This window comes from Flavobacterium chungbukense, from assembly GCF_020805785.1.
Lineage (GTDB): Bacteria > Bacteroidota > Bacteroidia > Flavobacteriales > Flavobacteriaceae > Flavobacterium > Flavobacterium chungbukense.
On record NZ_JAJGZV010000001.1, the window covers coordinates 1087623 to 1104027 of the forward strand.

At 34.8% G+C, this 16405-nt stretch carries 8 protein-coding genes; all 8 read left to right on the forward strand.

Features of this window, described 5'->3' with window-relative positions:
- Nucleotides 1-7: 7 nt before the first annotated feature.
- The 8 genes from LL966_RS04410 (at nt 8) to LL966_RS04445 (ending at nt 16319) form a co-directional block, all read left to right on the forward strand.
- On the forward strand, nt 8-2467 hold the full coding sequence (locus tag LL966_RS04410) for a pectate lyase family protein (RefSeq protein WP_229350576.1): 2460 nt from the start codon (nt 8-10) through the stop codon (nt 2465-2467).
- 125 nt (nt 2468-2592) lie between these two features.
- Nucleotides 2593-4614: an aceric acid hydrolase gene (locus tag LL966_RS04415; RefSeq protein ID WP_229350578.1), complete on the forward strand. Its 2022-nt coding sequence runs from the start codon at nt 2593-2595 to the stop codon at nt 4612-4614.
- A 148-nt stretch (nt 4615-4762) separates the two neighbouring features.
- Complete coding sequence (locus LL966_RS04420; RefSeq protein WP_229350580.1) at nt 4763-5746, forward strand: pectinesterase family protein; 984 nt, start codon at nt 4763-4765, stop codon at nt 5744-5746.
- Between the two features lie 691 nt (nt 5747-6437).
- Entirely contained in the window at nt 6438-9830 is a 3393-nt protein-coding gene (locus tag LL966_RS04425; RefSeq protein WP_229350582.1) for a SusC/RagA family TonB-linked outer membrane protein, read from the forward strand.
- Between the two features lie 19 nt (nt 9831-9849).
- On the forward strand, nt 9850-11823 hold the full coding sequence (locus LL966_RS04430; protein WP_229350584.1) for a RagB/SusD family nutrient uptake outer membrane protein: 1974 nt from the start codon (nt 9850-9852) through the stop codon (nt 11821-11823).
- Nucleotides 11824-11922: 99 nt separating this feature from the next.
- Nucleotides 11923-13635: a polysaccharide lyase gene (locus LL966_RS04435; RefSeq protein WP_229350586.1), complete on the forward strand. Its 1713-nt coding sequence runs from the start codon at nt 11923-11925 to the stop codon at nt 13633-13635.
- A gap of 176 nt (nt 13636-13811) precedes the next feature.
- Nucleotides 13812-14480 carry a DUF3826 domain-containing protein gene (locus tag LL966_RS04440; protein ID WP_229350587.1) on the forward strand — a complete coding sequence of 223 codons (669 nt, stop codon included), beginning with the start codon at nt 13812-13814 and terminating at the stop codon, nt 14478-14480.
- Between the two features lie 132 nt (nt 14481-14612).
- Nucleotides 14613-16319: a polysaccharide lyase gene (locus LL966_RS04445; protein WP_229350589.1), complete on the forward strand. Its 1707-nt coding sequence runs from the start codon at nt 14613-14615 to the stop codon at nt 16317-16319.
- Nucleotides 16320-16405 lie beyond the last annotated feature (86 nt).

Below are 16405 nucleotides of genomic sequence, written 5' to 3' on the forward strand. Positions count from 1 at the left end.
AATTAAAATGATAAAGAAATTATTATGTGGTGTTGTTTTGTCCATGCTTTTGACCACAAATGGACAAGCACAATCAGTTGCAAATACTGATAAACAAGTCGTAAAAGTGGACTTTGACTTTTTTCAAAGAAGACTAGAAGAAGTTCATGACCCAAGTTATGATTCGTGGGTAATTAATGAAGGAAAAGAAGCCGAAAAATCATTTAATAATGTGTCATTTAAATTAAAAGGAAACTTTACATCAAAATGGTATAAAGTAGGAATGAGTGCTCCACATTATAACAAATTGGGGAGTGACGGTCTGGTTACAGCTGAAAATTTAGAATTGAAAATTAGCGGATTAAAAGCAGGAAAGCATACTCTTTTGACTTTTCATAATGCCTTTGATGTGATTACAGGGAAAACTTTTTCTCCGATAAAAATCTATGTAAATGGAAAACTTCAGGAAACGGTAAATGCGAGTCAGAGAGCAAATGCAAAAGTAGATGCAGCAATGGCGTATATTACTTTTACTGCCGAAAAAGGCAAAGATGTAATTGTTCGTTTTGAAATTGACTCAACAAATAATCCTGATATTGTAAAACAAATTGTTATTAATGGTTTTGAAATTGATACGCCAAACTTGATGAATCAGGCCCGTACTCCAGAACCAAAAAACAGAGACGAACATGTTGAAGTAACTAAAACTTTAATTTTAAAATGGGATGCTCCAAATAGTGTTGCAGCGCATAATTTGTATTTTGGTGAAGACAAAAATGCTGTAGAAAATGCAACAGAATCTTCAAAAGAATTCAAAGGAAAATTGATTGATAAAAATTTTACAGTTTCAGATTTATACAGCGGTACCACTTATTATTGGAGAGTAGATGAATTGGATAATAAAGGTGAAGCAACTCAAGGGAATGTGTGGTCTTTTAAACCTGCACAATTGGCGTTTCTGGGAGCAGAAGGCTATGGACGTTATGCAGTTGGAGGTCGTGGCGGTAAAGTAATTGAAGTAACGAACTTAAATGACGATGGACCTGGAAGTTTCCGTGATGCGATTAATCAGGAAATTGGACCGAGAACGATTGTTTTTACTGTTTCTGGAAATATAAAACTGGAATCTAGATTAGTGGCAAATCAGCCCTATATCACTATTGCAGGACAAACTGCTCCTGGTGAAGGAATTACCATTAGCAGAGCTCCAATAGGCTTGACTGGAAATGATGGTGTTATGAGATTTTTAAAAGTGCGTATCGGTGGAGGCAGAACATTCGACGGAATGGGATTAACGGGTGCAGATTATAGTATTATCGATCACTGCTCTATAAGCTGGACAATTGATGAGTCGTTTAGTTCACGAGGAGCGCATCATATTACATTACAGCGAACTTTAATTTCTGAAGCTTTAAATGTTGCGGGACATGGTAAATATGAAGCTGGTAAAATGCACGGCTATGCAGCTACAATTGGCGGTGATATTGGAAGTTTTCATCATAACTTATTAGCTCACAATTACGGACGTAACTGGAGTATTGGCGGTGGTTTAAGCGGTGACGGATTCTACACTGGAAGATTGGATATTACAAATAATGTGGTGTACAATTGGGGGAAAAGAGCAACAGACGGCGGTGCAAACGAAGTCAATTTTGTAAATAATTACTATAAACCAGGTGCTTCAACTGCAATTTTTGTAGCGCTGAATGCACAGCATGAAGGCGTTGGAAAAGGTATGCAGCGCTATTATTTTGATGGAAATGTTATGCCAGGTTATTTTGATGAAAAATCTCAGGATAAAGGAAGAAAATTTACTACCACAAATAAAGAGAAGGTAGAGTATGAAACTTTTGTTGACAAACCATTTTTTCCTTCTTATGTAGAAACGCAATCAGCGAAAGCGGCTTATAAAAATGTACTTTCCGATGTTGGCGCTAATCAACCGTTTTTTGATAAGCACGATAACCGAATTATTGGTGAAACTCTAAAAGGAACTTTCACTTACAAAGGAAGTAAAAGCGGTTTGGGCGGTATGATTGATAACGAACAAGATGCGGGTGGATGGCCAAACTTTGTATCAGAAACTCGTCCAGCAGACTGGGATACAGATCATGACGGATTACCAAACTGGTGGGAAAAAGCATTTGGTTTAAACGAAAACTCACCTGTTGGAGATTTCTCAGATGCAAATCAAGATACTGATAAAGATGGATTTACACAGTTGGATAATTATTTAGACTGGTTGGCTCAGCCTCATTATTTTGTAAATTCTGGGGAGAAAAAGATTTTAAGTGCTGCAGATTATTTCAAAGGTTATGAAAAGAAACCTGTGTATACTTTCTCAGAGCTTAAAAATGGAAAAGTGGTTTTAAAAGGAAAAGAAATTCAGTTTACAACTGTTGAAAAAGGATTTGCTTCTTTCGTCCTAACGGTAAAAGATGCAGACGGAGATTCAATGAGCAGAACGATTAATTTCTTTGTTAAGTAAATTATTAAACCATATAAGTGATATAAGAAAATTATAAGATTGACTTAATACTTGTATGGTTCAAGTTCAAGAAAGTTTAGTTTAAATGAACTTATATTTCTTATATGGTTCAAAATGATAAAAGAATGAAAAAAATATTAAATGTTTCCTTAAGCTTGTTTTTTGTTAGCACTGGAGTGTTTGCGCAGAACAAAGGTTTGGTTGCGAATTCAGAAAGTCCATATTCAAAACTGCAGAGTGTTGGCTTGCAAGATGTAAAATGGACAAAAGGTTTCTGGAAAGAACAATTTGATGTAGAAACCAAAAATACTTTGCCTTACATGTGGGATTTGTATCATAATGAAACTTCGCATGCCTATAAAAATTTCGAAATTGCTGCAGGTTTAAGCAAAGGAACTTTCAAAGGACCGTCGTTTCATGATGGCGATTTCTACAAGATTTTTGAAGGAATGGCTGCGACTTATGCCGTAACAAAAGATAAAAAACTAGATGCAGAAATGGATAAAGCCATTGCGCTTTTCGCGAAAGTACAGCGTAAAGACGGTTATATTCACACGCCTGTTTTAATAGACGAACGCTGGGGAACCTTAGGCCCGGAAGAAGTAAAAAAACAATTGGGTTTTGAGAAATACAATATGGGACATTTAATGACTGCAGCCTGTATTCATTATCGTGCGACAGGAAAAACAAATTTCCTAAATATAGCCAAAGGTGTTGCCGATTTCTTGTATGATTTCTATAAAAAAGCTTCGCCAGAGTTGGCTCGAAATGCGATTTGTCCGTCTCATTATATGGGAATTGTCGAAATGTACAGAACGACTAAAAATCCGAAATATCTGGAATTAGCCAATAATCTTATAGATATTCGCGGAACCACAAATGACGGAACTGATGATAATCAGGACAGAATTCCGTTTAGACAGCAGACAACCGCAATGGGTCACGCCGTAAGAGCAAATTATCTTTACGCTGGAGTAGCCGATTTGTATGCCGAAACTGGAGAAAAGAAATTATTGGATAATTTAGAATCGATTTGGGATGATGTAACGTATCGTAAAATGTACATTACTGGAGGTTGCGGTTCTTTATATGACGGCGTTTCTCCAGACGGAACTTCGTATGATCCAACTGTAGTTCAGAAAATTCATCAGGCTTATGGAAGACCTTTTCAATTACCGAATGCAACGGCTCATACTGAAACCTGCGCTAATATTGGAAATGTGTTATGGAACTGGAGAATGCTTCAAATTACTGGAGATGCCAAATATGCTGATATTGTGGAATTGGCATTGTATAATAGTGTGCTTTCGGGAATGGATTTAGAAGGAGAAAAATTCCTGTATAATAATCCGCTGAATGTTTCTAATGATTTACCATTTCATCAGCGTTGGGGAAATGAGCGTGAAGGTTATATCGCCTTATCAAATTGCTGCGCTCCAAACGTAACGAGAACAATTGCCGAAGTTGGAAATTATGCGTACAATATTTCGAAAGAAGGCTTGTATGTCAATTTATACGGAAGTAATCAATTGAAAACAAAATATTTAAATGGAGAAGAAATCGAAATCGAACAGCAAACCAATTATCCTTGGGACGGAAAAATAACCTTGAAAATTGTAAAAGCCCCAAAAGATTTACAAAATTTCTTTTTAAGAATTCCAGGTTGGAGTCAGAATGCTTCGATTTCAGTTAATAATTCAAAAATTACTGATAAAATCGTTTCTGGAGCTTATCTGAAATTAAACCAAAAATGGAAAAAAGGAGATGTAATTGAATTGAATCTCCCGATGCCAGTTGAATTAATGGAAGCTAATCCGTTGGTGGAAGAAGTTAAAAATCAGGTTGCTGTAAAAAGAGGACCTTTGGTATATTGCTTAGAATCAGACCAACTTCCTGCGAAAATAAGCGTAAATGATGTGGCTTTGAATTTGAAATCAAATTTTGCGACCAACAATTTCACATTGAACAATAGAAACTTAGTAAGCATTGATGCGGAAGCCGTTATAAATTCGAATAATTCTTGGAATAAAACGTTGTACAAACCACTTTCTTCTAAAGATGCAACGGCTGTACAAGTAAAATTGATTCCGTATTTTGCATGGGGAAATAAAGGAAAAGGAGAAATGACGGTTTGGATGTCGCATTAAAATTATATATAGATTCCTATTTTTTCGTAGAGACGCACCGCAGTGCGTCTAACGTAACGTAGCCACAATGTTTGATATACATGGCGTAGACGAACTGTGGTGCGTCTCTACAGATAAACTTTGTCTAAAAATCCTAACATTAAATACTATGAAACATATTCTGTTTTTATTTCTAATAACACTTTCAATATCAGCCCAAACACTAGATAATAAATTGACATTAACCGTTGCTCAAGATGGTTCTGGAGATTTTAAAACCATTCAGGAAGCAGTAAATAATGTCAAAGACAATTCAGAAAAACGTGTTGTAATTACGATTAAGCCTGGAAAATATGTTGAAAAATTGGAAATTCCAGCTTCAAAACCATTCATTACTTTAAAAGGTCTTGACCGAAATAAAACCATTATTTCATTTGATGATTATTCGGGAAAACCATTAAGAGAAGTGGATGCATCTGGTAAAAAAGAATTTGGAACTTCTACATCTTATTCTTTTTTAATTAAGGGAAACGATTGTATACTTGAAAATCTAACTGTCGAAAATACGGCAGGAAGAGTAGGACAGGCGGTAGCATTGCATATTAAAAGTGACAGAGTTGTTGTGAAAAACTGTAATCTTTTAGGAAATCAGGACACGCTTTATTTATCAGAAGGAAATACCCGTACTTATTTTGAAAACTGTTTCATAAACGGAACAACCGATTTTATCTTCGGAGCGGCAACAGCTTATTTTTATAAATGTACCATCGAAAGTTTAGTGAATTCCTATATTACAGCGGCTTCAACTCCGCAGGGGCAAGCTTACGGTTTTGTTTTTGTTGATTGTAAGCTTACTGCAAAAGACAAATCTGTAGATAAAGTGTTTTTGGGAAGACCATGGAGACCTTATGCACAAACTGTTTTCATTAATACTGATTTAGGTTCGCACATTATTCCAGAAGGTTGGAATGCTTGGATTGATACTCGATTTCCTGATAAAGATAAAACTGCTTATTATGCAGAATTTGGAAGTAAAGTTTCGAGTGCCAAAGAGTTGTCTCAACGTGTTTCTTGGTCGCATCAATTGAATAAAACTGAGATTACAAGATACGATAGAGACTCCGTTTTTAAAGGATGGAATCCAAATAAATAGACCCATAATAAACTCGTGATTTTCTAAATAGAAATTAAACAAAAGTTTTTTAATATAACGCCCGCTGCCATTGAAGGTTAGCGGTTTTTTTATTCATTTTTTAAGTTCAAAAAGTAAAAATGTAATCGTTTACATTTCATTGGTCAGAATTTACTTTTAAAAATATTTTTTATTTAGATTTTTTTTTAAAACAATTTTAATAGTATCCTGTATTTGTTTTGTAGGTTTTTTAATGTAAATTAAATGTTATTTTAAAAATTATCTCTAACGTTTTCGTAAAATACAACTATTTCTAAGCTTCTATGCATCAGTCATGCTAGTAGTAAGTTTTGCAGAATAAATAGTATATGCATAATTTTGATAAAAATATTATTGTTTTTTGATTAAAACGGGTTTATAAATTTTATTATAAGCAATCATTTATCTTGAATATTTTGTATCGTTTATTTTTTTCATCCGTTTTTTATCAATATTGTTTTTTTTATGTCTTTTTTTTTGAAATTATGTTATTAAAACAGGATACAGCAGGACGGTTCTCATATATCATCGTTATATTTTTGGAATACTAAAAATAAATGTGTTTTAAACATTTAATAAATGCTTTAAGATTTCTTTAAGTAAAATTTTATTAGACTTAAGACATATTTAACATGACTAACTAACAATTAATAACCTAACCAAAAAAACATTTATGAAACAAGCACTTATAAAAAGATGTAGTTTTCTTTTGTTTACATTGATGAGTGTGCTGAGTTATGCTCAAAGTAATCAAGTTACAGTAACAGGAACTGTTACAGATAATTTAGGAGGACTTCTTCCTGGGGTTAACGTCACAGAGAAATCTAGCAAGAATTCGGTGACAACAGATTACAATGGTAAATACCAAATTAAAGTTAAGAGTGGAGCAACATTAGTTTTTTCTTTCATCGGAATGAAAAAAATTGAATTACCACTTAACAATCGTACAATCGTTAATGCAAAAATGGAAGACGATTTTAATCAATTAGAAAACATCGTTGTAGTTGGTTACGGTAGTCAAAAGAAAAAAGAACTTACAGGAGCAATTGCTACTATCAAGGCAGATGACTTAATGGATTTGCCGGTAACAAATTTATCTGACGCATTAAAAGGATTAGTTCCTGGTGTTAACGTTACTAGTGGAACTGGTCGTCCAGGTGAAGCAGGAAGCGTTTCGATTCGTCAGTCATTTAGTTTATCTAAAGATGGTGGTTTTAATACTCCTTTAATTATCATTGATGATATGATTCAGGTAGATCCTACTAATGGTAAACCTACATTAGAACAGTTTAATAGATTAGATCCTTCTGAGATCGAAAGTATCACTGTATTAAAAGATGGTTCTGCTGCAATTTATGGTTCTCGTGCTTCTCAAGGAGCAATTGTAGTAAAAACTAAACGAGGTAAAGCAGGTAAAGCAAAATTCTCTTACAATAGTCAATTTGCTATTAATGATGCGGTTAGCCATAGTAAAGTATTGAATGCTTATGAATTTGGGGTTTTCAGTAATAGATTTTTCAAATCTAGAGTTGCAGCTCCAGCTGTAATTGATCCAGCTACAATATATTCAGATGCTGAATTGGAGCAAATGAAAGGTTTAAATTATAATTGGTTAGATGAAGCTTGGAGACCAGCTATTCAGCAAAAGCACTCGTTCAACGTGAGTGGAGGTACTGAAGATATTACTTATTTCGCAGGTGCTACATATCTTACGCAGGATGCTAATTTAGGATATCAAAAATATGATAAATGGAATTTCCGTACAGGTATTAATGCAAAAATCGCTAAGAATTTAGATTTTTCTGCATCTATTTCTGGAAATATTGGATTTATCGATAAATCATTTACTAAAGCATCATCTAACATTAGTGATGGTAGTTATGCCTCTGCAGCAGGTGGAGAACAAGCAGATTACGGATTCTTGTTACACATGCCACAACATGTGCCTTGGGAAACAATTTTAGGTGGAAAACAATACTATGTGTCTCCATTTCCTAACTCAAACAAAAACTTTGGAAGTGCAAATGCAAATAATAATATTGCTGGATGGAACTATTTTGCAAACTTAAATAATGGTTCTCATCAAACTACAGATGATAACACATTCAACGTTAATGCGTCATTAAATTATAAGATAGCTGCAGTTAAAGGATTGTCTTTCAAAGTAAGTTTTTCGAGAAACCAAAGTTCAGCTTATAATGAGCAAATTCAATTGCCATATGATTTGGCTAGAATTAGAGATTATCAACTTCAGGACAGACACTTAGCGAGTTCTGCTAATCCTAGCATCTTTAATAGTACAACTAATCCAACAGGAAGTTATGTTATAGAAACAAACGTTAGAAACTCAAGAGTTTATTACAATAATACAGATAGTAAAAGTAGTCAAGGAGATTTCTTGATTAACTACGATAGAACTTTTGGAGATCACCAAATTGGAGCTATGGTAGGTGGAGAGGCTTCAGAAACGTATAATACTTTTACACGTTTAGCTTATGAGAACACTGGAAAAGATTACTTAGGTGATTATCGTACAGCTGGTACATTAAGTCTTTCTAATAGCCAGGCTACAAAAGTAGAAGGTGGTACATTATCTTACTTTGGACGTTTTAATTATAGTTATAAACAAAAATATTTGTTCCAATTTATTCTTCGTAGTGATGCTTCGACAAAATTTGCTCCAGAAAATTACTGGGGAACTTTTCCAGCAGTTCAGTTAGGTTGGGTAATGTCTAAAGAAAGCTGGTTTGAAAAAGGTTTGCCATGGGTTGATTTCTTCAAACTTCGTTATTCTATTGGTAAAACTGGTAAAGATAATATCAGTCCTTGGAGATGGGAACAATATTACGATCTTATTGTTGATAAAGGGTTTCAGTTTGGTCCTGGTACAGCAACTAGTGGTGGTGGATTTAATGGAAATGGTTTAACACCTAGAGTGAATCCAAATAGAAGTGTAACATGGGATACTACTATAAAAAATAACTTCGGAGTTGATATAAATTTATTGAAAAATAGATTAAGCTTAACGTATGACTACTACTACGACAAAAATAAAGATATGTTGACAGATATGAGTAGTGCTGTTGGGGTGCCAATCTCAGTAGGAGGAGCTTACGCTGAACAAAATTATGGTCAAATTGATGCTTGGGGTCACGAATTTAGCATTACTTGGAGTGATAAAATAAAAAGCAACATGAGTTATAATGTTGGAATCAACTTTAGTTATAACAACAATGAAGTTAAAAAATATCCAGATCAAGGAAATTTAGTTCCATCTAATAATACTACAAGAGTAGGATATTCATCTTTTAATCCAGTATGGGGATATGCAGTTTGGAAAGGAACATCTACAGGAGACGGTATTTTACGTACAGATGAGGATATTGCAAATTACTGGGCATATTTAACAGAGCGTGCTACAGCAGTTGGAGGTGTGCCAAGATATTTAGATATCAATTCTGCAGCAGGTATGAGAAAAGGATCTTTAGCGTATCAGGATGTTGCAGGACAACTTAATCCAGATGGAACGTTAGCACCAGCAGACGGACAAATTATGAAAGATAATGATTATGTGAAATTAGCTAATAGTAACAGAACTTACGGTTTTACAACAAACTTGAGTTTTAAATATGAGGGTGTCTCTTTAAGAACTCAAATCGCAACTTCATGGGGAGGAGCAACTTTTGTAGACTTAGTAAATCAAGGTACGTCATCTGCTCACAATATGTGGTCTCGTGAAAGTTTCTGGAAAGATATGTACAGTGATGATAATCCAAATGGTAAATATCCAAACGTAGCACAATGGGCATATATGTCGAGTCCATCAGATTTCTGGCAATTGAATACTTTCCGTTGTTTTGTGAGAAACTTAAGTCTTAATTATGATATCCCTAAAAAGGTTTTTGCAGATACAAAAATTTCTGCTATCACATTAGGTGTAACAGGTAACAACCTTTGGGATTTATACAATCCTTATCCTGATCATTATAGAAACATGTACGATAATTCTTCAGTAAATTATCCTACACTTAGAACTTGGTCGCTTAATTTTAACGTATCATTCTAATCAAAATTTAAAAGAAATTATGAAAACACCATTTAAATATATAACACTATCACTATTACTTGCTGTAGGTGCTGCTTCTTGTAGTGATGATTTTCTAAAAGATAAGAAAGGTTATGGTTTTTACGACGACACGTTTTACCAGACTCAGGAGCGTGTGCAAGCATATGTAGATAATCAATATTATGATTTTTATAGTGCTTATAAGTCACCAACATCTACTGTTATTGGTTCTTACACAGATACAAATACTAGATTGACTGAGGAGATAGGTGGTACACAAGATTTTATTAATCCTAATAAAACCTTAATAAACTCTGCTGATGCAAGTGGTTACTATGGAGCAAAATTAGCAACTAGTATTAATAACCATCCTTATAATAGAATTAGAGAGTGTAATGCCTTTTTAGAAGATGTAGATGTAAAAGGTGCAAATCTTGATAAAACATTTCGTGATCAGGCAAAAGGCCAGATGTATTACTTGCGTGCAGTGCAGTATTTTGATTTACTGCGTGTTTATGGAGGAGTTCCTATTGTAACTACAGTTCAAAATGCATCAGCTAATGATCCTTCAATTCAGCTTCCAAGAGCAAAACCTTCTGAGGTAGTAGCTCAAATCGTAAAAGATTTAGACATGGCAGCAAGTTTATTGCCAGGAAACTGGGCTTCTGGAGCTTACGGACGTTTTACAAAAGGCGCTGCTATGGCACAAAAATCTAGAGTACTTTTAACATTTGCTAGTCCATTGTTCAATAAAAATTGGGATGGTTCAAACGAGCGTTGGGAAGCTGCTTTGAAAGCGGGATTAGAAGCAGAAGCTCAATTGTCTGCTGATGGTTACGGATTATATGGAAGCACAGCAAAACAATGGGAGCAAATGTTTTTAATTGATAATGCATTTTGTTCAGAAGCAATAACTGTACAACTTCTTGGATTTGGTCCAACTCAATCAAATAACAATTCTTGGGAAAAAGGAATTCGTTTATTAAGTTTAGGTGGAACTGGTGGTGGAGTAGCTGCTCCTAAAGAAATGATTGATTTGTTCCCAATGGCAGATGGTAGAAGACCAACTACTGCAAATGGTTACAACGATTTTACTTTCTTCCTTAACAGAGATCCTAGATTCTACAGAACTTTTGCTTTCTCTGGTTCTAAATGGGGAAGTAAAGAAACTCCTAACAGTGTTCTTTGGGCTTATCGTTGGGTAGATGGAGCAAATAAAGCAGGTTTCTCAGATGGAAATACTGCAATTTCAAGTCCTGCTTTCGTTAGAAAAATGACTAATATCAATGCTAGTAAAGAAACTAACTTCCAGTATTCAGGAACAGATATTTTTGAATATCGTTATGCTGAGTTACTATTGAATATTGCAGAATGTTATGCTGCTTTAGGACAGACTAACAATACTTTGACTTATTTAGGAAGAATTAGAAATCGTGTTGGTATTCCTGCTGCAAATAACTACGGAATTGGTACATTAACAACAAAATATCAAGCTATTGAAGCTGTTTTATATGAAAGAAGAGTAGAATTAGCTTATGAAGGAAAACGTTTCTGGGATGTACAAAGATGGATGCTATATGATAATGAGGTGTTACCTGGAGTTGTAGGTGGTACAGTAAGTAAATTAGGTTTAACGCCAATTAACGGAACAAAACGTACTGGTAACTTTTTACAATATAGAGTTGCTACGACATCTGCAACAACAGATCCTTTAACGGCTGCTCGTGCAAGTATAGTTGCTGATCCAGATGCTGCAAATTTCAACGCTCAGTTAACAACTTTGGCTACATTTTACAACACAAACTTTATTCGTACAAATTTAGTTACGCCTATGGATAATTTTAACGGAGCTGCTGTTAATATTAAGTTCAATCCTAACTATTATATTAATGGTCTTAACACTACAGCTTTAACTTCAAATCCATGGTTGTTGCAAACAATTGGATGGAATGATAACTTTGGTGGACTAGGAACGTTTAATTACCAAGAATAAATTTTAAGATTAAAAAATAATATAATAAGCTTTTCACCTGTATTCTTCAAAAGATACAGGTGATTTGTTTAAAAAGAATTACCACAACTAGAAATTAACATGAAAAATTCCGCATTATTTATCGCATCATCTCTGCTTTTTTTAGGAAGTGCAAAATGTTTTGCTCAATATCCGAAGATTAGCCCAGAAGTTCAAGCTCAGGAAAAAGCTATCAAAGAAGAAGCTCAAAGACTTTCTGATGAAGCCTGGACAAAAGCTTTAGTAGTTATTGAAGAAGAAGCAAAACATGGAAAACCTTATATTCCGTGGGCAGCAAGACCAACCGATTTACCTCAGGCTGAAATTCCAGCTTTTCCAGGTGCTGAAGGAGGAGGAATGTATACTTTCGGAGGACGTGGTGGAAAAGTTTACACTGTAACGAGTCTAGAAGATCGCGGACCAGGAACTTTACGTGAAGCTTGCGAACAAGGAGGAGCGAGAATAGTGGTATTTAATGTTGCTGGAATTATCAGATTAAAAAGTCCGTTGATTATTCGTGCACCTTACATTACAATTGCAGGACAAACAGCTCCTGGTGATGGTATTTGTATTGCTGGAGAATCTACTTGGATTGATACGCATGACGTAATTATCAGACACGTACGTTTCCGTCGTGGAGAAACTTTCGTAGGCCGTCGTGATGACGCTATTGGAGGTAATCCTGTTGGAAATATCATGATTGATCACGTTTCTGCAACTTGGGGATTAGATGAAAACATGTCAATCTATAGACATATGTACAATCCAGGGGCAGGATATCCAGATATTAAAGTCGGAACTGTAAATATTACCATCCAAAACAGTTTATTTGGAGAGGCTCTTGATACTTACAATCACGCTTTTGGAAGTACTTTAGGAGGAGAAAACTGCTCTTTCATGAGAAATATGTGGGCTAATAATGCAGGAAGAAACCCTTCTATTGGATGGAACGGAATTTTCAATTTTGTAAACAACGTAGTTTTCAACTGGTACAATAGATCTACTGATGGTGGAGATTATACTGCTAATTACAATATCATTAATAACTTCTACAAACCAGGTCCGGTAACCGATTTAACACAGCCAATCAGCTATAGAATTTTAAAACCAGAATCTGGAAGAAGTAAATTACCTTATATGGTTTTCGGAAGAGCTTATGTAAACGGAAACATAGTTAATGGAAACGAAAAAGTTACTAAAGACAACTGGGACGGAGGTATTCAGTTAGAAAATAAAAAAGGTGAGTTAATGACATATGATGAAGCAAAAGAATACTTTGCTAAAATGAAAACGGACAAACCTTTTCCAATGCCATGGTTCCGTCCATTCATGAAAGCAGACGAAGCATATGAATTTGTTCTTAAAAATGTTGGAGCAACTTTACCAATAAGAGATAAAGTAGATGAAAGAATCGTTAGAACTGTAAAAACTGGAGTTCCAGAATATGCAAAAGGATTAGAGAAAAAAGAATTTTATCAATTTGAACACAGACGTTTACCGATGGATTCTTATAAAAAAGGAATCATTACAGATATTTCTCAAGTTGGAGGATATCCAGAATACAAAGGAAAACCTTATGTAGATACTGACAAAGACGGTTTGCCAGATGCATGGGAGAAAAAATACGGTTTAAACCCGAATGATCCATCTGATGCGCAAGGAGATTTAAATGGAGACGGATACACTAATATTGAAGATTACATTAACGGTGTAAATCCTGCGATAAAAGTAGACTGGAAAGATTTAGCTAATAATAAAGAAACTTTAGTTAGACCTTTATTAGATTTAAAATAGGAACAATTTTTGAAACCATAAAATTGCTCGCAAAGTTGTTAAGACGCAAAGATTATTAAAGTAAGCATAAAAAACTTTGCGTCTTAGCGACTTTTCAAGATTAAAAAGTAAATAAAAATCTATTTGACTTTTTTAAATCAAGTATGGTTTAAAAATCAAATCAAAAAATAAAAATCATGGCACTAAATAAATTAAATGCTGGTTTATTATCGCTGGTTTTCGCATTTTCAACTTTAAATGCTCAACAGCATTTAGATCCTGAATATGTTAAAGTTACTAACGAAAGAGCTGCAAAAATCGTTACTAAATTAGATTTGAAAAACGAAGCAAAAGAAAAAGCAGTTTCGAATATTATAGCGCAGCAATTCAGGGATTTATCTGAAATTCAGGACGGAAGAGACGCTGAAATCAAAAAAGTAAAAGAAGATGCTTCTTTAGCAAAAGAAAAACAAAACGAGAAAATTGATAAACTGAAATCAAAAGCAGACGAATCAATAGCAAAGCTGCATAAATCTTACCTCAAAAAATTAGGTAAAGAATTATCAGAAGACAAAATCACTGAAGTTAAAGATGGAATGACTTATGGAGTGCTTCCTATCACAGTTGCAGGTTACAACGACATGCTTCCAAATTTAACAGCAGAACAAAAAGACTACATCTACAAAGCTTTAGTTGAAGCGAGAGAACATGCAATGGACGCAGGTTCATCTAAAGAAAAACACGGCTGGTTTGGTAAATACAAAGGAAGAATTAATAACTATTTATCAAAACAAGGTTATGATCTAAACAAAGAAAGTAAAGATTGGCACGAACGTGTTGAGCAAAGAGAAAAAGCTAAGAATTAGTCCTTAGTGTCTAGTAATTAGTAATTAGTTTTTTTAAAATTCATTAGTGGATGTTTTTTAAACTAATCACTAATTACTAAGAGCTAATCACTAAAAACTAAGGACTAGTAACTAATCACTAAGAACTAAAAAATGCAAAATATTTTCCCAAAACATACTTTAAAGAGAACATTTATGGCGTTGTCATTTTGTTCACTTGTATCCTCGGCATATGCGCAATATCCTGTAATTCCAAAGCCTGTTCAGGAAAAAGCGGATGCTATTTTAGCTGACGAAGAAAAAAGACTAAGTGAAATATGGAATGCTAATCTTCATATTATCAAAGAAGAAGCAAAACAAGGAAAACCCTATTTACCTTGGGCTTCATATCCAAAAGATTTTGTTTTGGCAGATATTCCTGCTTTCCCAGGTGCTGAAGGCGGTGGAGCATACACACAAGGTGGTCGTGGCGGAAAAATATTTGTGGTTACGAGTTTAGAAGACAGCGGAAAAGGAACTTTTCGTGAAGCCTGCGAAGCGGTTGGGGCAAGAACAATTGTTTTCAACGTTTCGGGAATTATTCAATTGAAAAAAAGAATCAGCATGCGTGCTCCTTACGTCACCATTGCTGGGCAAACGGCTCCGGGTGACGGAATTTGTATTGCAGGAGAAACTTTAGAAATCGACACACATGACGTTATTATCAGACACATGCGTTTTAGACGTGGTGCAACTGAGGTAACAAGAAGAGACGATGCTTTGGGCGGAAATCCAATGGGAAATATTATTGTAGATCACTGCTCTGTAAGTTGGGGATTAGACGAAAATATTTCTCTATACAGACATCAATTTGCAGCTAATGCAAAATCTAAACTGGAAAAATTACCAGCCTGTAATATCACCATTCAAAACACGATTTCATCAGAAGGTTTAGATACCTATAACCATGCTTTCGGAAGTACAATCGGCGGATTAAATAGTACTTTTATGCGCAACTTATGGGCGGATAACATTTCTAGAAATGCTTCTATCGGAATGTATGGTGACTTTAATTTTGTGAATAACGTAGTATTCAATTGGTGGAATCGTACGCTTGACGGCGGTGATTATCGTTCGATGTTAAACATCATCAATAACTATTTCAAACCAGGTCCTATAACGCCACAAAACGAACCTATTTCACATAGAATTGTGAAACCAGAATCAGGTTATATTGAACCGAAACAATATGGAAGAGCGTATGTTTCAGGAAACTTTATCGTAGGTTCTCCTGAAGTTACAGCAGACAACTGGAATGGTGGAGTACAATTGGAAAACCTTCCAGAAGCAGAAACGGCAGCATTTTTAGCAGCTATTAAACAGCCAAAACCTTTTTCAATGCCAAAATTCAATATCATGTCGGCAGAAGAAGCTTATGATTTTGTTTTAACGAATGTCGGAGCCACAATCCCAAAAAGAGATGCTGTCGATGAAAGAATTATCAAACAAGTTAAAACTGGAAAAATCGAAGTAAAAGACGGCTTAGAAAATAATATCGGAAAAGAATTCATCAAAAGAAGATTGCCAGCAGATTCATATAAAAAAGGAATTATAACACATCCTGATCAAGTTGGCGGATATCCGACTTACAAAGGGAAAGCATACAAAGATTCAGATAATGATGGAATTCCAGATGCTTGGGAAAAGAAATTTGGTTTAAATCCAAATGATGCTGCAGATGCCAATAAAGATGCAAACGGAGACGGATATACCAACATCGAGAAATATTTTAACGGAATCGATCCAAACAGTAAAACAGATTGGACAAAAATTGAAAATAATACGGATACTTTGGCTAAGTTAAAGTCTTTATTACAGTAATTCAACATAAAGAGCGTACACCCAAAGTTTGTCATTCCGACGAAGGAGGAATCACACTAGAAACTCCACAACAGTGCGTAAATCCC